This is a genomic window from Novosphingobium ovatum, assembly GCF_009909235.1.
Classification (GTDB): Bacteria; Pseudomonadota; Alphaproteobacteria; order Sphingomonadales; family Sphingomonadaceae; genus Novosphingobium; species Novosphingobium ovatum.
Genome location: NZ_JAAAPO010000005.1, coordinates 206,914 through 229,116, shown reverse-complemented (window position 1 = coordinate 229,116; position 22,203 = coordinate 206,914). Strand labels below are relative to the sequence as shown.

At 64.9% G+C, this 22,203-nt stretch carries 19 protein-coding genes; 13 read left to right on the top strand and 6 right to left on the bottom strand.

From position 1 onward, the window contains the following. Window positions 1-45: 45 nt before the first annotated feature. Complete coding sequence (locus tag GTZ99_RS13450; RefSeq protein WP_161720055.1) at window positions 46-1,308, top strand: Ppx/GppA phosphatase family protein; 1,263 nt, start codon at window positions 46-48, stop codon at window positions 1,306-1,308. Next, the gene (locus GTZ99_RS13445; protein ID WP_161719708.1) at window positions 1,305-2,000 is read left to right on the top strand and encodes an RlmE family RNA methyltransferase; all 696 of its coding nucleotides are present in this window, start codon (window positions 1,305-1,307) and stop codon (window positions 1,998-2,000) included. The genes GTZ99_RS13450 and GTZ99_RS13445 overlap by 4 nt, the downstream gene beginning before the upstream one ends. Before the next feature lie 53 nt (window positions 2,001-2,053). On the opposite strand, the gene GTZ99_RS13440 is transcribed toward GTZ99_RS13445, so the two are convergent. Together GTZ99_RS13440 and GTZ99_RS13435 are read right to left on the bottom strand one after the other, a co-directional pair. Next, window positions 2,054-2,899 carry a cystatin family protein gene (locus GTZ99_RS13440; protein ID WP_161719706.1) on the bottom strand — a complete coding sequence of 282 codons (846 nt, stop codon included), beginning with the start codon at window positions 2,897-2,899 and terminating at the stop codon, window positions 2,054-2,056. Between the two features lie 158 nt (window positions 2,900-3,057). Beyond that, window positions 3,058-3,498: a hypothetical protein gene (locus tag GTZ99_RS13435; protein WP_161719704.1), complete on the bottom strand. Its 441-nt coding sequence runs from the start codon at window positions 3,496-3,498 to the stop codon at window positions 3,058-3,060. 104 nt (window positions 3,499-3,602) lie between these two features. On the opposite strand from GTZ99_RS13435, the gene GTZ99_RS13430 reads away from it, so the two are divergent. Further along, window positions 3,603-4,031, top strand: a complete 429-nt coding sequence (locus tag GTZ99_RS13430; protein WP_161719702.1) for a hypothetical protein — start codon at window positions 3,603-3,605, stop codon at window positions 4,029-4,031. Window positions 4,032-4,048: 17 nt separating this feature from the next. Here GTZ99_RS13430 and GTZ99_RS13425 read toward each other — a convergent pair whose 3' ends face one another. Next, window positions 4,049-4,477, bottom strand: a complete 429-nt coding sequence (locus GTZ99_RS13425) for a DUF4440 domain-containing protein (protein WP_161719700.1) — start codon at window positions 4,475-4,477, stop codon at window positions 4,049-4,051. A 359-nt stretch (window positions 4,478-4,836) separates the two neighbouring features. On the opposite strand from GTZ99_RS13425, the gene GTZ99_RS13420 reads away from it, so the two are divergent. Next, window positions 4,837-5,511 carry a hypothetical protein gene (locus GTZ99_RS13420; RefSeq protein WP_161719698.1) on the top strand — a complete coding sequence of 225 codons (675 nt, stop codon included), beginning with the start codon at window positions 4,837-4,839 and terminating at the stop codon, window positions 5,509-5,511. A 523-nt stretch (window positions 5,512-6,034) separates the two neighbouring features. Here the strand turns inward: GTZ99_RS13420 and thiC are convergent. From thiC to GTZ99_RS13405, 3 genes are all read right to left on the bottom strand, one after another. Then, window positions 6,035-7,894, bottom strand: a complete 1,860-nt coding sequence (gene thiC, locus GTZ99_RS13415) for a phosphomethylpyrimidine synthase ThiC (protein WP_161719696.1) — start codon at window positions 7,892-7,894, stop codon at window positions 6,035-6,037. A 49-nt stretch (window positions 7,895-7,943) separates the two neighbouring features. After that, window positions 7,944-8,345, bottom strand: coding sequence for a hypothetical protein (locus tag GTZ99_RS13410; protein WP_161719694.1), 402 nt, complete (start codon window positions 8,343-8,345; stop codon window positions 7,944-7,946). 317 nt (window positions 8,346-8,662) lie between these two features. After that, the gene (locus GTZ99_RS13405; protein ID WP_161719692.1) at window positions 8,663-10,270 is read right to left on the bottom strand and encodes a DUF4261 domain-containing protein; all 1,608 of its coding nucleotides are present in this window, start codon (window positions 10,268-10,270) and stop codon (window positions 8,663-8,665) included. Window positions 10,271-10,459: 189 nt separating this feature from the next. On the opposite strand from GTZ99_RS13405, the gene crtY reads away from it, so the two are divergent. The 9 genes from crtY (at window position 10,460) to GTZ99_RS13360 (ending at window position 22,202) form a co-directional block, all read left to right on the top strand. Next, a complete protein-coding gene (gene crtY, locus GTZ99_RS13400; RefSeq protein ID WP_161719690.1) occupies window positions 10,460-11,686 on the top strand; it encodes a lycopene beta-cyclase CrtY in 1,227 nt (408 codons plus the stop codon). Then, a complete protein-coding gene (locus GTZ99_RS13395) occupies window positions 11,683-13,170 on the top strand; it encodes a phytoene desaturase (RefSeq protein WP_161719688.1) in 1,488 nt (495 codons plus the stop codon). Before crtY ends, GTZ99_RS13395 begins: the two co-directional genes overlap by 4 nt. Continuing rightward, complete coding sequence (locus GTZ99_RS13390) at window positions 13,167-13,748, top strand: LOG family protein (protein WP_161719686.1); 582 nt, start codon at window positions 13,167-13,169, stop codon at window positions 13,746-13,748. Before GTZ99_RS13395 ends, GTZ99_RS13390 begins: the two co-directional genes overlap by 4 nt. Next, a complete protein-coding gene (locus tag GTZ99_RS13385; RefSeq protein WP_161719684.1) occupies window positions 13,745-14,719 on the top strand; it encodes a phytoene/squalene synthase family protein in 975 nt (324 codons plus the stop codon). Before GTZ99_RS13390 ends, GTZ99_RS13385 begins: the two co-directional genes overlap by 4 nt. A gap of 167 nt (window positions 14,720-14,886) precedes the next feature. Next, window positions 14,887-15,771 (top strand): bifunctional 5,10-methylenetetrahydrofolate dehydrogenase/5,10-methenyltetrahydrofolate cyclohydrolase, encoded by an 885-nt coding sequence (locus GTZ99_RS13380; protein WP_161719682.1) that lies wholly within the window; start codon window positions 14,887-14,889, stop codon window positions 15,769-15,771. A 110-nt stretch (window positions 15,772-15,881) separates the two neighbouring features. Next, window positions 15,882-17,933: a M13 family metallopeptidase gene (locus GTZ99_RS13375; RefSeq protein ID WP_227711342.1), complete on the top strand. Its 2,052-nt coding sequence runs from the start codon at window positions 15,882-15,884 to the stop codon at window positions 17,931-17,933. A gap of 129 nt (window positions 17,934-18,062) precedes the next feature. Further along, window positions 18,063-19,721 (top strand): FMN-binding glutamate synthase family protein, encoded by a 1,659-nt coding sequence (locus tag GTZ99_RS13370; protein ID WP_161719681.1) that lies wholly within the window; start codon window positions 18,063-18,065, stop codon window positions 19,719-19,721. Between the two features lie 565 nt (window positions 19,722-20,286). Continuing rightward, complete coding sequence (locus GTZ99_RS13365) at window positions 20,287-21,330, top strand: GNAT family N-acetyltransferase (RefSeq protein WP_161719679.1); 1,044 nt, start codon at window positions 20,287-20,289, stop codon at window positions 21,328-21,330. Beyond that, the gene (locus GTZ99_RS13360) at window positions 21,327-22,202 is read left to right on the top strand and encodes a proline dehydrogenase family protein (protein WP_161719677.1); all 876 of its coding nucleotides are present in this window, start codon (window positions 21,327-21,329) and stop codon (window positions 22,200-22,202) included. Before GTZ99_RS13365 ends, GTZ99_RS13360 begins: the two co-directional genes overlap by 4 nt. Window position 22,203 lies beyond the last annotated feature (1 nt).

Here is a 22,203-nt window from a genome sequence, read left to right as displayed (position 1 = left end):
GGCAGGAGCAGCGATGGCGGGGTGGTCGCGGCTGCCCGGTCGGGTATGGAGGCAGACGCTGGCGTTGCCACGTCCAAGGGGGAACCTGTTGGCGGCAATGCGGCGGGCGCAGAGCGTTCGCGCCCTCGCAAGGGGCGCGGGCGCGGTGGACGCGCGCGCAACGGATCGCCACGCAACGCCGATGTTGCCGCGTCAGCCAAACCCACGCCGCCGCCCGCGCGGCCGGTTCCGCCGCGCGTGCTGGTGCCCGAACTGCGTCAGGATCCCGCGCCGCTGTCGCATCCGCGTCAGTCCTATGCCGCGATCGATCTGGGCACCAACAATTGCCGCCTGTTGATCGCGCGGCCCGCGCATGACGGCTTTGTGGTGGTCGACGCGTTCAGTCGCGTTGTGCGCCTTGGCGAAGGCTTGGCGCAGACCGGGCGCTTGTCTGACGCGGCGATGGACCGCGCCTTGGGGGCATTGCGCATCTGTGCCGACAAATTGCGCCGCCGCCATGTGCATCTGGCCCGTTCCGTCGCGACCGAGGCGTGCCGCCGGGCCAGCAATGGCGCCGAATTCATCGCCCGCGTGGCGCAGGAAACCGGCATCCGGCTGGACATCATTTCCGCGCGTGAGGAAGCGCGGCTGGCCGTGCTGGGCTGTCACATCCTGCTGGAGCCGGGGCATGGGCCGGCGCTGGTGTTCGACATTGGCGGCGGCTCGACCGAACTGGTGCTGATCGAGGAAGATCACGCGCGCGGTGACGCGCCGCCGCGCATTCTGGATTGGGTCAGCGTGCCGTGGGGCGTGGTGTCATTGACCGAAACGGTCGCGGCCGAGGTGGAGGATGCCACCGCCCGCGCGCTGCGCTATGCCGACATGCGTGCGCGCGTGGCCGACAGCTTTGCCGGTTTTGCCCAGCGGCTGGCCGCGATGCAGGCCGCCAGCGGGGCTGTTCACGAACCGCGCCTGTTGGGCACCAGTGGCACGGTCACCACGCTGGCCAGCGTCCATCTGGAACTGCCGCAATATGACCGCAGCGCGGTGGATGGCGTGATCGTTCCGGCCGAATCGATGCGCGGCATCAGCCAGCGCCTGTCGGGCATGACGCTGGCGCAGCGCCGCGAACAGCCCTGCATCGGCAAGGAGCGCGCCGATCTGGTGGTGGCCGGTTGCGCCATTCTGGAATCGATATTGGATCTGTGGCCCGCCCGCCGTCTGGGCGTGGCCGATCGCGGCATCCGCGAAGGCATCCTGCGCAGCCTGATCGGCAGCCAGGATGGCGCGCTGATCCGCCGTTTGAGTCAAAGGGGTAAGCCTGCATGAGCCGTTCGGGACGTGATCCGGGCACACGGTTGAAAAACGCCAAAGGCCGCACCGCCAGCCAGACTCGCTGGTTGCAGCGCCAGTTGAACGACCCCTATGTCAAAAAGGCCAAGGCGGACGGCTATCGCAGTCGCGCGGCATACAAGCTGATCGAGCTGGACGACAAGTATGGCCTGGTCAAGGGCTCGCGCCGGGTGGTCGATCTGGGCGTGGCGCCGGGGGGCTGGACTCAGGTCGTGCGGCAACGCAGCCCGCAGGCGGCGGTGGTGGGCATCGATCTGTTGCCCACCGATCCGATCGAGGGCGCGATCCTGTTCCAGATGGACTTTATGGACGATGCGGCGCCCGATGTGCTGATGGAAGCGTTGGGCGGGGCGCCCGATCTGGTGATATCGGACATGGCGGCCAACACCGTGGGGCATAAGCAGACCGACCATTTGCGCACCATGGGGCTGGTGGAACTGGCGGTGGACTTTGCCTGTCAGCATCTGGCCAAGGGCGGTGATTTTGTCGCCAAGGTGTTTGCCGGCGGCACTGATCCGGGGCTGCTGACGATCCTGAAGCAGAACTTCACCTCGGTCAAACATGCCAAGCCGCCCGCCAGCCGCAAGGATTCGAGCGAGTGGTATGTGATTGCCCAGGGCTTCAAGGGTTTGCGTCAGGCCGCCAACCCCGAGGCGGACGAGGCGTAATCCCGCCTGCGGTCAAGGGCGCGGGGGATATGCCCCACGCGCCCCCGTTTGCCTTAGCGGAAAACGCAGCTTAAGCCCGCCCACAGCGCGGTGATCTTGGCGGGGGGCTTGCCCTCGCTCAGGATGCCGCTGATACCGCCAGCGGTGAATTCGCGGCCCAGCGTGCTGCGCTCGATCGAGACCGGGCCAGCGGCGCGCAGGCTGGTTTCCAGCCCGCCCATGCGCAACCCCTTGGTCGTGGCCAGCTTTTGCCCGCCATCATTGATCGACCAGCCGCCAAATTTGCCATCCTGAAACAACAGGTTCAGCCCATCGGGCCAGCTGGCGAATTCGATCGGCCCCGCGCCGCATTCGCTGTTCATCTCCAGCTTGGCCTTGCCGCGCGCGGCCAGCAGCGAGAGCACCTGTGCCTGCGGCGTACCAAAACGGACCGGGCGGCCGCCCGACAGCACCACGCCATTGGCCGCCAATTGCAGCCCGGAGCCGCCACCAGCCACAGGCGGGGTGGTGGGCGCGGGTTTCGTCGCGGGCAGGCGGGTGGATTTGGTCATCTCATGCCCGCCGTCCAGCTTTGCCCAGACGGTCACGTCCCAATGGCTGCCATCGGCCAGCACGATTTCCATCTGGTAATTCATGCCCGCAACCACCTGTTGCCGGGCCGAGACCACCTTTACCCCGGCGGCATTGCCCCCCGGCAATTGCCCGGCGGCGGCGCGGGCGGCGGCCAGCACGCGCGGATTGGCGGCGGCATCGGCCACCGGCGACCATCCACCCGCGATCGGCGGCCCGCCAATGATGGGCGGCGCGGGCTGCGCGGCGGCGGGCATGGCCACGGCGGCCAATACACCCGCGATCATCGCCGCTGTGGCGGCAGCCAGTGTCTGTGACTTCAAGCGCATGTTTTCAGGTCCCCCTTTTGGGCCGTGGCTTCGACTGAACATGTGTCTGACATGCCCATATCCCACAGGCAAGTCGCAAGCCATCCATGCCCAAGGCCGGTTTGCAAGAGGCTGAACAAGGGGTGTTTGGTTGATGGAAAAGCATGATTTAGCCGCCTTCAACCAAGCCGTTCGTCGGGGGCGCCAGCGCCCGCACGGGCAAAGTGGCGGATCAGCATCATCAGCGCTTTATTGTCCTGTAAACAAAGGGTTAGGCAATGCCGTCCGGCATGGACCACCGGCCGTAACACGCCGTTCTGAACACGTTGAAACAATTCTGTCTGTGTCACCTTTCGCGGCAGGGGCTGGCCGTGGTTATACAGGATCGCGTCCCACGCCGCGGCAAAGCTGTCGGCGTCCGCGCGTTCGCGCAGGCGATAGGCCGATTGGCGCGACAGGCCCACCGCCGCCGCCGCTTTGTCCACCCGGCCGGTGATATGCAGCGCGGCGATAAAACCGGCCTGACGCGCGGGCGTCCAGCCATCGGCCCGCGCGCGGGTGGGCACAGGGGTGAAGGTTGGCACGCGGCGGCGGCGGCGCGGGGCGGCGGTATGGTCCATGTGGGGTGGTCTATCGCATCGTGGCGGATGTAGGACAGATTGGGCCGGGCGGCGGCTTGATCTGCCGCAAGGCGGGGCGCGGGGCGGCGGGTTAGATTTGATGCATGTTGCATGAATCAATCACCGCCGCCCGCCCGGACGCCCATGCCGCCATGCTGGACTCGCTGGAGGTGATTGCGCTGGCCGATGTGGATATCGTGCCGCTGTATTTTACCCGCTTTTTCGCCACCTATCCCGATGAGGAAGGCAATTTCTATAACAAGACCAGCTCGCAAGGGCTGATGGTCAACGAAATGCTGTCCATGCTGTTGGCGCAGGCCGAGGGTGCGGAATGGGTGCCGATGATGACCCGCACCCAGGTCATCACCCATCGCGACCACAGCGACATCGCGCTGGAGCGTTATCGCGGGGCGCTGGACCTGTTGGTGGCGGTGCTGGCGGCGGCGGCGGGCGATGGCTGGACCCCCGCGCATCACGCCGCGTGGCAGGGTGAGGTGGACCGCTTGTTCACCTTGATCGCCCGCGCGCATTAGGGCGTTGGCGTTGGGCGTCAGGCCAGCGTGACGAAAATCTCGGCCATCAGCACCCATTGCGGCGCTGGCCCCAGCGGCACCAGATTGCGCCATTTCGCCGCATAGCGCCCCGAGGCCTGTACCGCGCCGGTCGTGGCGTTTGCGCCCTGCCATGCGCCCGTCTCCATCGCGATGGGTTCGACCGGGCTGACATGAATCGCGTCCGGCGTGCGGACATAGTTGGTGCGCTGTGCGGGGGCTGCGCCAAATTCACGCTTCCACGCCTGCAACTGCGCCTTGCGCCCGTTCAGCAAAGCGCTGTCGCTGCCGGTGATCAGCGTGACATTGGGGTGCAGAATGGCGGTAATGGCGTTCAGATCCCCCTGCGCCAGCGCCCGGTTAAACGCGGCGCGTTGCATACGGATCGCCAAATCGGCGGCGGCGTTGGGCGTGCTGGCGGTGGTCATACTCGCTGGGTGAGCGATTTTCGCCGGTTAGGGAAGGGGGATTTGCAGAGAAGATGCCTCCGGCGGGCAAAGGGCGGGGGCCCTTTGCGATCCCGGGAATGGGTGGTGGCTTCCGACCAGAATGCGCCGTTCTCATCCGTACCGGTAAAGGTCTGGCCCCACCTAAAGCGGTCGATTGCGCTAGTCCAAGGAGGCCGTCTGGCCGGCCAAAATCTCTAATTAGCTAAAGCTTCTCTGGTGTAATGCCACCTAGCCTTCGGCGAGGCGCCGATGTTGACTATGTTTCTGGGTAGTCGCATCACCGCTTTACGTCGTTGGTAGTCGGCTTAGCGTCGGCGCATTTTTCATGGGAACATTTGATGGCGGATTCCGAGTATTTGCGCGATTTGAAGGTGGTCTGGGGTAATTCCTGCCACTCGATGTGGGCGGAATTGCTCTCAATCTCAATCGCGGAGAGCGTGGTGCGGAGCCGCTACGCCCAGATCGCAAGCTCTGCGCTACTGAACGAGATGGTCTATGCGCCCGAAGTGCAGGGCAGGCTCGATAATCTCACTAAAGACCAGTATCTTGAACGCGTCCCAAGGTACAAAGATGCAGTGATCACGAACAGGTTGATCATCCTCTCCGCCGCTTTCGAACTTTATCTGAACAATTTTGTGGATGCCTATCTCGCGGCACGACCCAAATTTTACGATCCGGCTGTCGGCAAACGAACGGCAGCGGGGGACAAGGTCTATGGAGATGTCATGAAGGTTCGCGGTTTAAGCGCGCGTATAGTTAGAATGGCTGAGGAAGTGCCATTCAAGATCAAGTCACTGACAAATGGCCTCGAGTACCTCAATGACGTATATATATTGCGCAACGTTATCGCACATCGGGCAGGTCATGTGGACAATTACGCCGCGCAAAGTTTCAAGCACATTTCGTTCAGGTCAGGAGATCGCGTAGTGATGACGGCTCAGCAGATGATGACGCTGGCTGCTCCCATCATCAAGGTCGCCGAGGCTCTGGATCGTAAGCTGGCATCGCCATGATGCCGCGCGGCGAGTCGCGAACTGGGCGCCAGGTAGAAGCCGCCATCTTCCAGTAGAGTAACGGCATTCTACAATGCTCGTAGGCGGCATTCATATCAGAGCAGCACCGGCCCCCTTCTCATTTGAAGTGAAGGTGGCATAGCGGAATAGGTGACCGGCACAAATGCGTTACAAGTCCAGGAAGAAGTGCCATTGATAAGTGTCGTTGTCGGTGAGCAGGACGTGGCCTGATCAGTCGACCATGGCCGCGATCCAACTTGGCTGGTAATGCCCCATTCCGGCTAAAGCTGACGTTGAAGAAGCTTCGCTTGAAAGACCGGAATGTCCCATTCCCAGCCCTTGTCGCCCGTTGCGGCGGTGTATGAATCCAGCGAATTGATACCGCGATCATTTCCGGGATTGCAAAGGGCCCCCGCCCTTTGCCCGCCGGAGGCTCCTTCCCCCTTCCAAACCCAAACCCAAAACAAAAGGGCCGGAAAGGCATTGCCCTTCCGACCCTTTGTATGATCGCCTGTGACGCCGGTTATTCGGCGGGGATATACAGGTCGCCGCCGGATTTATACTTTTCGCTCATTTCGGCCATGCCCTTTTCGGCGTCCTCTGCGGCGGCAAAGGTTTCGATGGGGGCGTTTTGCTTGGCGGCAAAGTCGCGCACTTCCTGCGTGATCTTCATGGAGCAGAACTTGGGGCCGCACATGGAGCAGAAGTGGGCGGTTTTCGCGCCTTCGGCGGGCAGGGTCTGGTCGTGGTATTGTTCGGCGGTGTCGGGGTCCAGCGACAGGTTGAACTGATCGCGCCAGCGGAATTCGAACCGCGCGCGCGACAGGGCATCGTCGCGCAGCTTGGCCGCCGGGTGGCCCTTGGCGAGGTCGGCGGCGTGGGCGGCCAGCTTGTAGGTCACAACGCCCACCTTGACGTCGTGGCGGTCGGGCAGGCCAAGGTGTTCCTTGGGCGTGACATAGCACAGCATGGCGGTGCCGAACCAGCCGATCTGCGCCGCGCCGATGGCTGACGTGATGTGGTCATAGCCGGGCGCGATGTCGGTGACGAGCGGCCCAAGCGTATAGAACGGCGCTTCGCCGCAGGCGGCCAGCTGCTTGTCCATGTTCTCCTTGATCTTGTGCATCGGCACGTGGCCGGGGCCTTCGATCATCACCTGCACGTCCTGTTCCCATGCGCGCTTGGTCAGTTCGCCCAGCGTGTAGAGTTCGGCAAACTGTGCCTCGTCATTGGCATCGGCGATCGAGCCGGGGCGCAGGCCATCACCCAGCGAGTAGGCGATGTCATAGGCCTTCATGATTTCGGTGATTTCGTCGAAGTGTTCGTAGAGGAACGACTCCTTGTGATGCGCAAGGCACCACTTGGCCATGATCGAGCCACCGCGCGAAACGATGCCGGTGACGCGCTTGGCGGTCAGCGGGATATAGGGCAGGCGCACGCCCGCGTGGATGGTGAAATAGTCGACGCCCTGTTCGGCCTGCTCGATCAGCGTGTCGCGGAAGATTTCCCACGTCAGCTCTTCGGCGATGCCGCCAACCTTTTCCAGCGCCTGATAGATCGGCACGGTGCCGATCGGAACCGGGCTGTTGCGCAGGATCCATTCGCGCGTGTCGTGGATGTTGCGCCCGGTCGACAGGTCCATGACGGTGTCGGCGCCGTGGCGGATGGCCCACACCATCTTGTCGACTTCGCTGGCGACGTCGCTGGCGACCGCCGAATTGCCGATGTTGGCGTTGATTTTGACCAGGAAGTTCCGGCCGATGGCCATGGGTTCGGATTCGGGATGGTTGATGTTGTTGGGGATGATGGCGCGGCCACGGGCCACCTCGTCGCGCACGAATTCGGCGGTGACGAAATCGGGGATCGCGGCGCCCCAGCTGTTGCCGTCACGCTCCAGCTGATCCTTCAGCATGGCGCGGCCCATGTTTTCGCGCAGGGCCACATATTCCATTTCGGGCGTGATGATGCCCTTGCGGGCGTAATGCATCTGGCTGACGTTCATGCCGGCCTTTGCCCGCAGGGGGCGCGCATTGACCGCCGGGAAAGCGGGGACGCCGCCGCTGCGATCCGGGCCCAACTGGCCGTTGTCCTCGGGCTTGACGGTGCGGGCGTCATAGGCCTCGACATCGCCGCGCGCCATGATCCAGTCGCGGCGGATGGGGGCAAGGCCCGCCGCGATGTCGATGGTGGCATTGGGGTCGGTATAGGCGCCAGAGGTGTCATACACCCGCACGGCCGGCTCGCCCGAGCCGGGCTCCAGCGAGATTTCGCGCATCGCGACCTTGATGTCGGGTTTGCCGGGGACGGGGACGTGGATCTTTTTCGAACCACGGATCGGACCGGTGGTGACGCCAATTTCAAGGCGGGAGTTGATATCAGCCATGGAGTGTCGGTTACCTTTGGCGGTTGGGGGTTGGTTGGTGGTGCGGGCGCTATCCCAACCGCGCCATGCCGGCGATGGTCAGGGCAAGGCCCAGGGTGGTGGTGATGCCGGCCCAGCCCTTGTGGAAATTACCAAGGGATTTGAGCCACATCTGGGTGTACAGGTCACAGGCGGCGACAATCGCCAATGCTTCGATCATCATCGCGCCGCCCAGTGATTTCAGGATGCAGGTCAGCGGGTCGGCCGGAATCCACGGGTTGGACAGATAGACCAGCGCGCCCACCACCAGTTCCAGCATGCCGCAGACAAATTGCAGCGCCGGAGAGGCTTCGACCTCGCCAATCATCGTTTGCCATACACCCGGTTTGCGTAATGCGCCCGATCCCGCCGCAAGAGCGGCCAGACCCAGCAGCAAGCTGCTCCAGGCGGTTGGATCCCAGATTTCCTGCATACCTTCTCCTGTTTTGTATTGTCGTTATGCTTGCCTTTTCTTTGCTCTCGATCGGGAGAAGGGGGGAGCCGGGGCCGGGGTGGGAATGCACACCCATATGGCCAGCCAGACGCTCCCTCCCTCCGCCCGGATTAACGGGTTCAGGTTCTGCGGGTCGTGGGGCGCCCCGAGCATGACGAGCCAGTGGGTCGCCGCGCACGGTACTCCCACCTCTCAGCCACGTGGCTCCCCGGGGGTTCGTCAGGCAGGTTAGGCCAAGCGTCCCGGCTTGGCAAGCGGGCGCTTGTGACAGGGCCAAAGGGGCATGGTGGGGGCGATTACAGCCCCTTGCGGCCGAATTGGCCGGGGCGGCGCAGGCTGCGGGGGATGGAGGGCATCGGGCGCGGCGGGGGGCTGGATGGGCTGCCCTCGAATTCCACGATCAGCGCGGGCGGGGCGGGGTGCTGCGCGCGCGGCGCGCGGCTGGGCCCGTGAAAACAGCGCAACGCACGATCGCTGATGTCCTGCCCGGCGGTGTCGCCATGGCCGATCACCGGGCCATGCGCGATCAAATAGCGCAGCAGGCGGCTGAGAATATCGGCCACCTGCGCCAGGTCGCTCGGCGCGTTCCATGTTTCCAGCTCGTGTCCGGCAAAGGGCAGCAGGCCAGTGGTCGACAGGCTGACCGCGTCTGTCGTCAGGCTGTGAAAGGTGGAATGGACAAACAGTTGCAGCGGCACTTCGTCGGCGTGCAGGGGGGCCAGCAGGCGCGGTAATTGATCTGCGGTAAACAGCGTGCCGCAGGCTGCGTTCATCACGCCAACCACCGCGCCTCCATGGGTCAGGACGGCCAGCGCCATGGCCATCACCTTGGCGCCTTGTCGGCGCAGGGCGGGCCAATCGTGGGCGGCGTCATCAGGCTCCATGCGCAGCGTCAGATAGGCCCCATGGTGGCGCAGTGCCTGCAATGCCGGGCCTGATTCCAGCCAGTGGCTGGCCGGCATGGCCAGTTCCAGCCCATAGGCGGGCAGGGGCGTGTCGCATGGGGTGATGGTCAGCCGTTGATGATGCGCCAAAGAGGCGATCGCGCCTTGGGTCGGCCCAGCGCCATCCACGCAGCGCCAATCGGCCAGCGCGTCAATCGCGGCAATACTCTGGCACAGCAGGGACCAGTCGATCTCGACCGGGTGCTGTAACAGGATGATCAGGCTGGGCAGGCGGTCGGGGCGCGGGGTTTCGTCCAGCACGGGCGGGTGCGGCGTGGGGGCGGCGCAGGCTTCGGCCGAGAGCGCGCGGGCCAGCGCCCTTTCGTTTTCGGCAATGGCCAGCACATCATGCCCCAGCCGGGCCGACCGGTCGGGCGGCAAGGCATCGGCCGCGCCCAAACCCGCCAGCGCGGGGGGGCTGACCGGGCTGTTGGCGGCCAGTGGCGCGGGTAGGGGGGGCGGGGAGTCGGCGCTGTTGGCCAATGTGGCGCACAGCGCGGGCAGAGCGCCGCCATCCTGCAACAGCGCGGGCAGCAATGCCGCGCCACCGGCCGACAGCCATGGGGTGTCGGGGGTGAACCGCACCCAGCCGCGCGCATCGTCGGCGGTCAGCACTTCTGCGGCAAGGATGGCGCGCAGCAGGTCGGCCTGCGCCCGATTGTCCAGCGTCGGGGGGGCAATGATCAGGTGGCTATGGTGGGGTGGGCAATCGTCATGGCCGGGGCCGTCATAGGCTCCCATGCGCCATTCCAGCGTGACGAACACGGGCGGTGGCCCCATGGCCTGATCGGCCCGGCCCATGATCACCTGTCTGGCCTGCCACATCGCCTGTCGATCGGGGCGCGAGCGGTCATCATCCTCGCCACACAGCCAGCGCCATTGCGGCAGACAGGCCTCCAGCCGCCGACGCAGCGCGCCTGCCGGAAAAACACTTGCGGTGCCCAGAAGCAGAATGGCCATGCACAAATCCCAGATCCAGCAGGCGATGCTAAGGCGCAGGGCTTAAGGAATCGCGTAAAGCCATTGATCGGGCATGGCTTGTGTCTGGTAAGGGAGAGGTGCAGGTCGGGGGCGGCCACCCTGACCTTTGGCGCAATCGCGGGGGGCATGCCTTGCCCTTGCAACGTTAAACACGTAACAGTCGAGGGGATGGCACAAGACGATTTCGATCTGGCGATCCTGGGCGCGGGACTGGCCGGCGGGCTGCTGGCGCTGGCGCTGGCGCAACGTCGCCCCGAACTGCGGGTGGTGCTGGTCGAATCCGGCGCGCAACCCGGCGGCAACCACGTATGGTCGTTTTTTTCCAGTGACATCGCGGATGCCGACCGCTGGCTGATTGATCCGCTGATCAGCGTGCAATGGCCCGCCTATACCGTGCGGTTTGACGCCTATGCGCGCCAACTGGACACCCCCTATGCCAGCGTCACCAGCGAGGCCTTGGCCGACCGGCTGGCGCAGCGTTTGCCCGCTGGCGGGCTGATGACGGGGGCGCAGGTGGTGAGCGCCCATCCGCGCGGTTTCACACTGGCCGATGGGCGTGGCTTTACCGCGGGGGCTGTGATCGACGCGCGAGGCTGTGCGGCCTTTCCGCATCTGTCGGGCGGCTGGCAGAAATTTGTCGGGTTGATGCTGCGCACCGATGCGCCCCATGGTCAGGCGATGCCGACAATCATGGACGCACAGGTGGCCCAGACCGACGGCTATCGCTTTGTCTACACCCTGCCTTTTGCCGCCGACCGCCTGTTTGTCGAAGACACCTATTACGCCGACACGCCCGATGTCGATGTGACCGGATGGCGGGCGGCGATCATGGACTATGCCGGGCGTCAGGGCCTGCGCGTTGCGGCGGTTGAGCGGGAAGAGGTGGGCTGTTTGCCGGTGGTGGGCGGTGGCGATTTCGGCGCGTTCTGGCGCGCCACTGATCAGGGGCTGCCCCGGATCGGATCGGCCGCCGCGCTGTTCCATCCGTTGACCGGCTTTTCCCTGCCCAAGGCGGTGGAGACGGCCCGCGTGATTGCCCAGATGCCCGACCTGTCGGCCGGGGCGCTGGCGCGTTTTGCCGATGATTGGGCGCGGGCGCATTGGGATCAGACCGGCTACTATCGCTTGCTGGCCAATATGGCCTTTGCGGCGGCGCTGCCCGAACAGAGGCACCGGGTGTTCCAGCATTTCTATCGGCTGGAGCGCGGGCTGGTTGAACGTTTCTATGCCGGGCGCAGCCGTGCCTATGACCGCGCGCGCATCCTGATGGGCCGCCCGCCGGTGCCGGTGGGCCGCGCGGTGCGGGCGTTGATGGGCCGGGGGCAGGCTTTGGCCCGGCTGGATATTCTGGAACATAACGGCGCGCATCGCGCCAGCAAAGGGACAGCAGCATGAAGCGTGTCGCGGTCATCGGCGCCGGGTTTGGCGGATTGGCGCTGGCCATACGGCTGCAATCATCAGGCATTGCCACCACCATTGTCGAGGCGCGGGACAAGCCCGGCGGCCGCGCCTATGTATGGGAAAAGGACGGCCACACCTTTGACGCTGGACCCACGGTGGTGACCGATCCGGCCTGTCTGGCCGAGCTATGGGCGTTAACCGGGCAGGACATCGCCAAGGACGTCGATCTGATGCCGGTGATGCCGTTTTACCGGCTGCATTGGCCCGATGGCACCCATTTCGATTATTCCAACGACGAAGGCCATCTGCGCAGCGAAATAGCCCGCGTCGCCCCCGGCGATCAACAGGGCTATGACGAATTCGCCGAATATGCCGCCGCCGTCTATGAGGAAGGCTATGTCAAGCTGGGCCATGTGCCCTTCCTTGATTTCAAAAGCATGATCCGCGCCGCCCCCGCTTTGATGAAGCAGCAGGCATGGCGCAGCGTGTATGATTGCGTGGCCGGCTATGTGAAGTCGGAAAAGCTGCGGCAGGCGCTCTCGTTCCACACGTTGTTGGTGGGCGGCAATCCGATGGCCACCAGCAGCATCTATGCCCTGATCCACAAGCTGGAAAAGGATGGCGGCGTGTGGTGGGCGCGCGGAGGCACCAACCGGCTGATCGCCGGCATGGTGGCGCTGTTTGAACGTTTGGGCGGCGAAATCCGGTTGAACGATCCGGCGGTGCGCATCCACACCATCGGCAACCGCGCGACCGAGGTGGAAACCCGCAGCGGCTGGCGCGAACGCTTTGACGCGGTGGCCAGCAATGGCGATCTGATGCACACCTATCGCGACCTGCTGGTCGACAGCCCGCGCGGCGCGGCGCAGGCCAAATCCCTGGCGCGCAAGCGGTGGTCGCCCAGCCTGTTTGTCGTCCATTTCGGGCTGGAGGGCAGCTTCCCGCAAATCCCGCAACACATGATCCTGTTCGGACCCCGGTATAAGGGGCTGCTGGACGATATTTACAACAATGGCGTGCTGCCGCGCGATTTCTCGATCTATCTGCACCATCCCAGCGTCAGCGATCCCTCGATGGCGCCAGAGGGGCGCAGCACCTTCTATGCGCTGGTGCCGGTGGCGCACCGGGGCAAGCTGTCGGTGGACTGGGACGAGGTGGGCCCCATTCTGGCCAAGCGCATTCTGGACGAGGTGGGCCTGCGCCTGATCCCCGACATCCATGACCGTGTCGTCACCAGCTTCCACTATGCCCCCACCGATTTCGAAACCGACCTGTCGGCCTATATGGGCAGCGCCTTCAGTCTGGAGCCGATCCTGACGCAAAGCGCGTTTTTCCGTGGGCATAACCGCGATGACGTGATCCCCAACCTCTATCTGGTGGGGGCTGGCACCCATCCGGGGGCGGGCATTCCCGGCGTTGTCGGCAGCGCCAAGGCGACCGCTGGCCTCATCCTTTCCGATTTGCAGGGACAACCATGAAACACATCGCCGTCTATTGCGGTTCGGCCAGCCCGGCTGATCCGCGCTATGTCGAACTGGCCCGGATGGTGGGCGACACGCTGGCCCGGCGCGGGATTGGCGTGGTCTATGGCGGTGGGCGGCTGGGCCTGATGGGGGCGGTGGCCGATGCCGCGTTGGCCGCCGGGGGTGAGGTGATCGGCGTCATTCCAGAGGCTTTGGTCAATGCCGAGGTGGCGCATCGCGGCTGTACCCAGTTGATCGAGGTGACCACGATGCACCAGCGCAAGGCCGAGTTTACCCGCCTGTGCGATGGGTTTCTGACTCTGCCGGGCGGCACGGGCACCATGGACGAATTGTGGGAGGCGATGAGCTGGGCGCAGCTGGGCTATCACGCCAAGCCGGTGGGCGTGCTCAACAGCTTTGGCTTTTACGACCATCTGATCGCGCTGTGGCGGCACATGATCGAGGTCGGCTTTGTCCGGCCCGCGCACCGTGGCCTGTTGATCGCCGAGCATGAGCTGGACCTGTTGCTGGACCGCATGGCTGCCCATGAACCGGCCGAGCCGATCACCAAGATGGATCCGGCCAGCCTGTGAGCGCGGCCGCGCCCCTGTCTGTAAAGCCCGACCGGGCAGCCCTGGTGGCGGCGGCACGGGACAGCATCGCGCGCGGTTCCAAAAGCTTTGCCGCGGCCAGCAAGCTGTTCGATCCGGTCACGCGTGAGCGGGTGTGGTTGCTGTATGCGTGGTGCCGGGCGTGCGATGATCTGGCCGACGATCAGGACCATGGCGGGGCTTTGGGAGATGGAGCGTCCGATCAGGATCGCTTTGCCCTGATCCGGTCGCTGACGGCGCGCGCGCTGGCGGGGGATGCAACGGGGCATTTCGCCTTTGACGCGCTGGGCGTGGTGGCGGCCGAATGCGGCATTACCGCCGTGCAGACAGGCGATGTGATCGCCGGTTTTGCGCTGGACGCGGCCGGTTGGCGTCCGGCCAGCGAGGTCGAGATGCTGGGCTATTGCTATCACGTTGCCGGGGCGGTCGGGGTGTTGATGGCGATGGTGATGGGGGTGGACCCACAGGACGCCGACACGCTGAACCGCGCCTGCGATCTGGGCATCGCGTTTCAATTGGGCAATATCGCCCGCGACATTGCCGAGGATCAGGCGGGCGGGCGCTGTTACCTGCCGGGCGATTGGTTGGCACAGGCGGGTGTCGCGCCGCAGGACGTGATGGCTCCACAGCACCGCGCCGCCGTGGTGGCGATGGTGGCGCGGATGTGTGATACCGCCGCCGTGTATGAGGCCAGCGCAAGGGCCGGGGCGGCGCGGTTGCCTTGGCGCTGCCGGTGGGCGGTGTTGTCCGCGGCGGGCATCTATGGCGCCATCGCGCGCAAGGTGGCGGCGCGCGGGGGCCATGCGTGGGACACGCGCGTCACCACCTCCAAACCGGAAAAGCTGGGCCATCTGTTGACCGGGCTGATGGGCGCGCTGGGTCCGGCTCCGGCGCAGGTGCCACAGGTGCCCTATCGTCGGGGCGAATTGGCGCGGGCGGTGGCGCGGGTGTGAGGTTTCAGGTGTGACCGCCTTGCCGCGCTGTGACCAAAAGCTTGCGGTGTTTCACAAATCGCGCCTTTGCCTGCCGAGCCATGGCTGACGCGGCGTTCGCTATGTGATATAGCATTCCCACGGAGCGGGCGCGGGGCAAGCCATTCCCGCCCAAGGGAGAGCGAAACATGGTGGAGATCCTGCGCGGCGATCTGATCGCCCAGCGTATCGAGGGCGAGGTGCGCGACCGCATCGTCCAATTGCAGCAACAGCACGATTGTCACCCGGCGCTGGCCGTGGTGCTGGTGGGTGAGGACCCGGCCAGCGCGATCTACGTCGGGCGCAAGAAACGGGCGGCGGCGCGGGTGGGCATCCGCTCGATCGAGCATCGCCTGCCGGCCGACACCGCCGAGAGCGATCTGATGGCGCTGATCGCCGCGTTGAACGCCGATCCTGCGGTGCATGGCATTCTGGTGCAATTGCCTTTGCCGCAGCAGATCTCGTCCGACCGGGTGCTGGGGGCGATTTCGCCGGACAAGGATGTCGATGGGTTCCATCCGGTCAATGTCGGGCGACTGTCCACGGGCACGGGCGGGCTAGTGCCCTGTACGCCGCTGGGCTGCATGATCCTGCTGGATCAGGTGTTCGACGACCTGAAGGGCATGAAGGCCGTGGTCATCGGCAAATCGAACATCGTGGGCAAGCCGGTCGCGCTGTTGCTGCTGGAGCGGGAATGCACCGTGACCGTCACCCATATCCACACGCGCGGCCTGCCCGACATTGCCCGCACCGCCGATATCATCGTCGTGGCGGCGGGGGTGCCGGGATTGGTGCGCGGCGATTGGGTAAAGCCGGGCGCGGTGGTGATTGATGTGGGGATCAACCGGGTTGTCGATGCCGATGGCGCGAAACGCGTGGTGGGCGATGCCTGTGCCGACGAAATGGACCATGCCCGCGTCATCACCCCGGTGCCCGGTGGTGTGGGGCCGATGACCATCGCCTGCCTCTTGTCAAACACGGTGCGGGCGGCAGAAATGGCGCTGGGGCTGGTGGATGCGGCCGCGTCGGACTGAACGGGGCAAAGCTTGCCCGCAGATGAACGGGCGCAAATCCCGTTAGGCATGGGCGCAAGGCTGTATTACACACCCCACTTTCCAGAATGTCAGTAAGGGAACATGCGAAGATGACCACCGCCTCTCGTCGTAAAACAATGCTGGCCCTGTCGATCGCCGTTTCGGCGGTGGGCGCGGCGGTGGCTGTGCCTTTGGCGGCGCAGGGCACGGGGGCGGCGGTGGCCAGCACCGCCAAGGCGGCGTTTGGATCGTGGGGTGTGGATCTGGGCGCGCGCGACACGGCTGTCCGTCCGGGCGATGACTTTGAACGTTACGTCAACGGCCATTGGATCGACACCACCCCGATCGAGGCGGATCGCCCGAACGCGGGCACGTTCTATGACCTGCGCGAGAATGTGCAGGGCCAGATCAAGGGCATCATCACCCAGGCCCCGGCCGGCACCCAATATGGCGCGCTGTATGCCAGCTTCATGGACGAGGCGCGGCTGGAGACGCTGGGGCTCAAGCCGTTAATGGCCGATCTGGCCGTGGTCCGCGCGATCAAGGACAAGACTGCCTTTGCCCGCCACATGGGCGGGACCATGGGGCGGTTCGGCAATTCGCTGATCGGTTTTGACGTGATGCCCGACACGGTGGACCCGACGATCAACGTGCTGGGCGTGGGGCAATCGGGGCTGGGCCTGCCCGAGCGCGACTATTACCTGAACCCGCGGTTCAAGCCGCAGCTGGATGCCTATACCGCCTATGTCGAGCGCACGTTGAAGGCCATTGGCTATGCCGACCCGGCCGCCGGGGCCAAGACCATTCTGGCGTTCGAGACGCAGATCGCCAAGCGCAGCTGGGACATCGCCAGCCGCCGCGATCTGGACAAGCTGAACAACCCGATGTCCAGCGCCGAACTGGCCGCCTATGCGCCGGGGCTGGATTGGGGGGCGCTGTTTGCCGGCGCGCATATCGCCCCGCAAAAGCGCATGATCGTGGGGGAAAAGACCGCCGTGCGCGATCTGGCCGCGCTGTATGGCGAAACGCCGCTGGCCACGCTCAAGCTGTGGCAGATGTTCCATATCGCCAATCAGGCCTCGCCCTATTTGAACAAGGCGATGGTCGACAGCCAGTTCGAATATACCAAGACCCTGTCGGGCGTGCAGCAGATCCGCCCCCGCTGGAAGCGCGGCGTCGATCTGGTCAACGGCAGTCTGGGCGAGATGGTGGGCCAGACCTATGTCGCCAAATATTTCACCCCGCAGGCCAAGGCCAAGATGGAGGTGCTGGTCGCCAATCTGAAGCTGGCGATGGGTGACCGCATCCGCGCCAACAGCTGGATGAGCGCGCCGACCAAGGCGGCCGCGCTGGACAAGCTGTCGCGCATGGATGTGATGGTGGGCTATCCGGACAAGTGGCGCAGCTATGTCGGGCTGAAGATTGTCGCGGGCGATCTGTATGGCAATGTGCAGCGGGCGGGTGCGTTCAACGCCGCCTATTACATGGCCGATCTGGGGCAAAAGGTGGACCGCAAGAAGTGGGCAATGTCGCCCCAGACGGTGAATGCCTATAATGGCGGGTTGGAGAACAAGATCGTGTTCCCCGCCGCCATCCTGCAACCGCCCTTTTTTGACCTGAACGCTGATGACGCGGTGAATTACGGCGCGATTGGCGCGGTGATCGGGCATGAAATCAGCCATGGATTTGACGATCAGGGCCGCAAGATCGACGCCACCGGGGCCGTGCGCGACTGGTGGACGGCCGAGGATGGCAAGCGTTTCGAGGCCGAGGCCAAGGCCTTTGGCGCGCAATATGCCGCCTTCGAGGTGTTGCCGGGCGTGTTCATCAATCCCGATCTGACCATGGGCGAAAACATCGCCGACTTTGCCGGGGTGCAGGTGGCGCTGGATGCCTATCGCCGGTCGCTGAATGGTCAGGCCGCGCCTGCGCTGGATGGCGTCAGCGGTGATCAGCGCTTCTTCCTGGCCTATGCGCAGGTGTGGCGGGCCAAGCGGCGCGAGGACGCACTGCGCAATCAGGTGGCAACCGATCCGCACAGCCCCTCGCGCTATCGCATTCTGGGGCCGCTGCGCAATGTCGAGGCATGGTACACCGCCTTTGGTGTGCAACCGGCGGACAAGATGTTCATCGCGCCTGAAAAGCGTGTGAAGATCTGGTGATCAGCGCGGCGTAAGGCAAAAAAGGGGGCGGGCGGCGACAGGCTGTTCCGCCCCTTTTTGCTGATACGGATCATCGACGCGGCGGATGGGCGCGCGTAGGCTGCGGGCCGCGACCAAAGGGAGGATGGGATGGCCCGGCCGGGATTGTTTGCCGCATTGTTCAGCGATGCGGCGTTGACGCGCAATGGGGTGCTGTGGGGATCGGGCGGGCTGACGCTGGCAACGGTGTTGGCGGGGCTGCACACGCGGCAATGCCTGTGGGGGCTGGTGCTGCTGTTGCCGGTGCTGGCGGTGTGCCTGTACGATCTGACCCAGCGTGAACATGCGCTGCGCCGCAATTTTCCGGGTTCGGCGCGGATGCGCTGGTTCTTTGAATGGCTGCGCCCCTATCTGCACGCCTATATCGTCGAGGGCGAGTTGGATGGCCGCCCGTTCAACCATGACGAGCGCGCGCTGATCTATGCCCGTGCGCATGGGACGGTGGACGCGCATCCCTTTGGCACCGATCTGGACGTCTATTCCGGCGAGTATGAATGGCTGGCCCATTCGATGCAGCCCAACCCTGACGCGCCCAAGGACATGCGGGTGAAGGTGGGGTCGGACCAATGCGCGCGGCCCTATATGGCCTCGCGGCTGAACATTTCGGCGATGAGTTTTGGTGCCTTGGGGGCCAATGCCATTGCCGCGCTGAATCTGGGGGCCAAGACCGCCGGATGTTATCACGACACGGGCGAGGGGGCGATGTCGCCCTATCATCTGGCGCATGGCGGCGATGTGGTGTGGCAGATCGCGTCCGGCTATTTCGGGTGTCGGGACGCGCAGGGGCGGTTTGATCCGGCGATGTTTGCCGACCATGCCGCCGCTGATTCGGTACGCATGATCGAGATCAAGCTGAGCCAGGGCGCCAAGCCGGGCCATGGCGGCATGTTGCCCGCCGCCAAGATCACGCCAGAGATCGCCGCCACGCGCGGCATCGCCATGGGGCAGGATTGCATCAGCCCGCCGGGGCATTCGGCATTCCGTACGCCGCGCGAATTGGTGGAATTTGCCGCCCGGCTGCGTGAGCTGTCAGGGGGGAAGCCCGTGGGACTGAAACTGTGCGTTGGCCTGCCGCATGAATTGTTCGCCATTGCCAAGGCGATGGTGGAAACGGGCATCACGCTGGATTTCATCGTCATCGACGGGGCCGAGGGTGGAACCGGCGCCGCGCCCAAGGAATTGTCCGACCGCATGGGGATGCCCCTGCGCGAAGGGCTGATACTGGCGCGCAACGCGCTGGTGGGGGCCGGGCTGAAGGGGCAGGTGCGGCTGGCCGCCAGTGGCAAGGTGACATCGGGGGCGTCGATCGCCATCAACGCCGCGCTGGGGGCGGATTGGTGTAATGCGGCGCGCGCCTTCATGTTCTCGCTGGGGTGCATTCAGTCGCGCCAGTGCCACACCGGCCATTGCCCCACCGGCATCGCCACACAATCGCCCGCGCGTCAGCGCGCGCTGGTGGTTGAGGAAAAGGCTGAAAGGGTGGCGCGTTTCCACCGTGCAACGGTCCACGCCTTGCACGAAATCGTGGTGGCGGCGGGGTTGGACAGCCCTTCGGATTTCCGCCCTTCGCATCTGCGCCAACGCATCAATGTCGCCGAAATGCGCCAGATGGACGAGATCTATCCCTTTGTTCAGGCGGGCGAATTGTTGAACGGCACCGGGCATGAACAATTGCGCCGGTGGTGGGAGGCGGCCGATCCCGACAGTTTCCGCCGCCGTGATGGAGACCGTCTGGCCCCGGTGCGATAGGAATGTGGCGTCATGACAGGCTTGTAAAGAGCCATATAGGTTATGTCCGTGGTTCAATCCGGTTTGGCAAAGGATTGCGCAAAACTGGCAAGGCACTGTGCCAAGGACGGACGGCAGGGGAGGGGCAGCCGTGATTCGCCGAGCTTTACCGGACTGTCGACGGAAAAACGCCACGAAACGGGCAATTTTAACCCAAATCGGAGGCTCGGTGAGATTTATTATCCTATATGGATTATTTCTTTAATTTCTCCTTGCGTGGAATGCTGCGCCGCAATAAACGGAAAAGGCCTTTCAGGCATCCTCTCCCAAAACTTTCAAAGCCCGGCTTCGGCCGGGTTTTTTTTGTCCGTTGCAGGCACCGCCGTCATGGCTTCGCCCCTGCTGGGGGCGACGGTAAATGCCCACGGCATAACCAATTTCTCAACGCTTTGCCGTTACCCCGCACTGCCAAGGGGGCTTTGGCGTGCGTCACGATTTCATCGATTCTCAGATGAGGCCAGTGGATGGGGACACCATCTATCAGCCCCGGACTCACGCCCTGCACCGCTGCCTTGCGGCGCAAGGGGTGCAACGTGCCTGGCACCAACTGGAAGTGGCCGCCTTTCTGCCAACGCAAAGCCGTCTGTTCACGCAGGCGCTGGCCCGGACAATGTTGCGCGATGTGCCAATGCATGTGGTGATGGTGCGCCGCCCCGGTGGCGTAGGCGGCGTTTTGCCATTGTGCCGCGCGCGTGGCTGGTTCGCGCGTTGGCGCATGGCGGGTGCGCGCGAAGTGTTCGAGCCCGGCGATGCCTTGTATGACAGCCCGCAATCGGCCCGCATGCTGGCCCGTGCGGTGGCGCGGCAACGCCGTCCGGTCGCATTGGACCGGGTGCCGGCCAACTCATTACTGCCAGACGCCCTGCGCGCCGAGATGAAGGGCCGCGGGCTGGTGTTGCAGCGCCCCGCCACGGGGTGTCCCACCATCGCGCTGGACGACAGTTGGCGCGATCCCGAAAGCCATTTCAACCCGGGCCGCCGATCGGATTTTCGCCGCGCCGCCCGCCGGGCACAGGCGCTGGGTCGGGTGTTTTATGAGGTGATCGCCCCCGATCCGGCCGAATTCGACACCTTGTTCGACGAGGCGATCGCGGTGGAACGCGCCGGATGGAAGGAAACGGCAGGCACCGCCATCGCCGCCGATCCGGCCAAGGAAGCATTCTTTCGTGCCTATTTCCGCGATTGCTGCAATGAGGGCACGCTGCGCATCGCGTTCATGCGGATCGATAACCGGCCGGTGGCGGTGCAACTGGCGCTGGAAATGGCCGATCGTTTCTGGCTGTTCAAGATCGGCTTTGACGAGAACTATGCCAAATGTTCGCCCGGCACATTGTTGATGCTACACACGCTGCGCTATGCCGCGCAGGCCAATCTGGCCGCGTATGAATTGATGGGCGGGATGGAGCCGTGGATTGCCGCGTTCTGGACGCGGGAGCATCATGAATGCCTGCGTTTGCGCACCTATCCATGGGGGTTGCGCGGGACGGTGGCGCTGGCGCTGGACGGGGCGGCGTGGGCGCGCGAAAGGCTGCGGCAGCGCTGGATCGGGCGGCAGGCGCGCGGCGCATGAGCCGGGCTTTGGTACAGAGCGTGTGGGCGCGGGCGCGTGATGCGCGCTATGCCCTGCCCGGCTGGATCGAGGCCCATCATGCCGGGCCGGTGGCTGCATCCACCGCCAGCCTGATCGCCCGCCTGACGCGCAGGGGAATTGCGGCCACGCCGGGGTATTTTCAGGCAACCCATGCCGATCCTCAGACAATCGCGCAGGCCAATGCGGCGATGCTGATGTGCCTGACGGGGGATGCCTATCTGTCGGTCAAGGCGCCGCCGATGCGGTTTGATCCGGGCCTGTTGGGCGGGGTGGCGATGTTGGCGCGCGATGTCGGGCGTTCGATCCTGCTGGACGCGCATGCGCCAAAGGACGCCGATGCGACATTGGGCGTGTTGCGGGCGTTGCTGCCCGATCACCCGGCCACGGGGGTGGCGCTGCCCACGCGCTGGGCGCGGACGGCGCGGGATGCGGCGGCCTTGCGCGACACTGGCGCGCGCATCCGGCTGGTGCGGGGCGAATGGGCCGATGCCGATCCGGCGCAGGACGATCCCTCGGCGCAGGCCTATCTGGCGGTGGTGCGGCTATTGGCCGGTCGCCGCGCGCCGGTGGCGGTGGCCACCCATCGCCCCGATGTGGCGCAGGCCGCGCTGCGCCTGTTGCGCGATTCCGGCACGCCGGTGGAATTGGAGCAATTGCGTGGATTGCCCCGTCGCGCGACGATGGCGGTGGCGCGGCATATGGGCGTGGGGGTGCGGGTCTATGTGCCTTTTGGCCCCGGCTGGTGGCCCTATGCCGTGGACAAGGCGCTGGCGCGGCCCGATCTGCCGCTGTGGGCGTTGCGCGATTGGCTGGGCGGGGCGCGTCTGGGACGCGCATTGGCCGCGCTGTAAT

Bases quoted from the DNA above. Each gene is read 5' to 3' on its own strand.
- GTZ99_RS13450 (WP_161720055.1), top strand. From the start codon at position 46: ATGGAGGCAGACGCTGGCGTTGCCACGTCCAAGGGGGAACCTGTTGGC.
- GTZ99_RS13445 (WP_161719708.1), top strand. From the start codon at position 1,305: ATGAGCCGTTCGGGACGTGATCCGGGCACACGGTTGAAAAACGCCAAA.
- GTZ99_RS13440 (WP_161719706.1), bottom strand. From the start codon at position 2,899: ATGCGCTTGAAGTCACAGACACTGGCTGCCGCCACAGCGGCGATGATC.
- GTZ99_RS13435 (WP_161719704.1), bottom strand. From the start codon at position 3,498: ATGGACCATACCGCCGCCCCGCGCCGCCGCCGCCGCGTGCCAACCTTC.
- GTZ99_RS13430 (WP_161719702.1), top strand. From the start codon at position 3,603: ATGTTGCATGAATCAATCACCGCCGCCCGCCCGGACGCCCATGCCGCC.
- GTZ99_RS13425 (WP_161719700.1), bottom strand. From the start codon at position 4,477: ATGACCACCGCCAGCACGCCCAACGCCGCCGCCGATTTGGCGATCCGT.
- GTZ99_RS13420 (WP_161719698.1), top strand. From the start codon at position 4,837: ATGGCGGATTCCGAGTATTTGCGCGATTTGAAGGTGGTCTGGGGTAAT.
- thiC (WP_161719696.1), bottom strand. From the start codon at position 7,894: ATGGCTGATATCAACTCCCGCCTTGAAATTGGCGTCACCACCGGTCCG.
- GTZ99_RS13410 (WP_161719694.1), bottom strand. From the start codon at position 8,345: ATGCAGGAAATCTGGGATCCAACCGCCTGGAGCAGCTTGCTGCTGGGT.
- GTZ99_RS13405 (WP_161719692.1), bottom strand. From the start codon at position 10,270: ATGGCCATTCTGCTTCTGGGCACCGCAAGTGTTTTTCCGGCAGGCGCG.
- crtY (WP_161719690.1), top strand. From the start codon at position 10,460: ATGGCACAAGACGATTTCGATCTGGCGATCCTGGGCGCGGGACTGGCC.
- GTZ99_RS13395 (WP_161719688.1), top strand. From the start codon at position 11,683: ATGAAGCGTGTCGCGGTCATCGGCGCCGGGTTTGGCGGATTGGCGCTG.
- GTZ99_RS13390 (WP_161719686.1), top strand. From the start codon at position 13,167: ATGAAACACATCGCCGTCTATTGCGGTTCGGCCAGCCCGGCTGATCCG.
- GTZ99_RS13380 (WP_161719682.1), top strand. From the start codon at position 14,887: ATGGTGGAGATCCTGCGCGGCGATCTGATCGCCCAGCGTATCGAGGGC.
- GTZ99_RS13375 (WP_227711342.1), top strand. From the start codon at position 15,882: ATGACCACCGCCTCTCGTCGTAAAACAATGCTGGCCCTGTCGATCGCC.
- GTZ99_RS13370 (WP_161719681.1), top strand. From the start codon at position 18,063: ATGGCCCGGCCGGGATTGTTTGCCGCATTGTTCAGCGATGCGGCGTTG.
- GTZ99_RS13360 (WP_161719677.1), top strand. From the start codon at position 21,327: ATGAGCCGGGCTTTGGTACAGAGCGTGTGGGCGCGGGCGCGTGATGCG.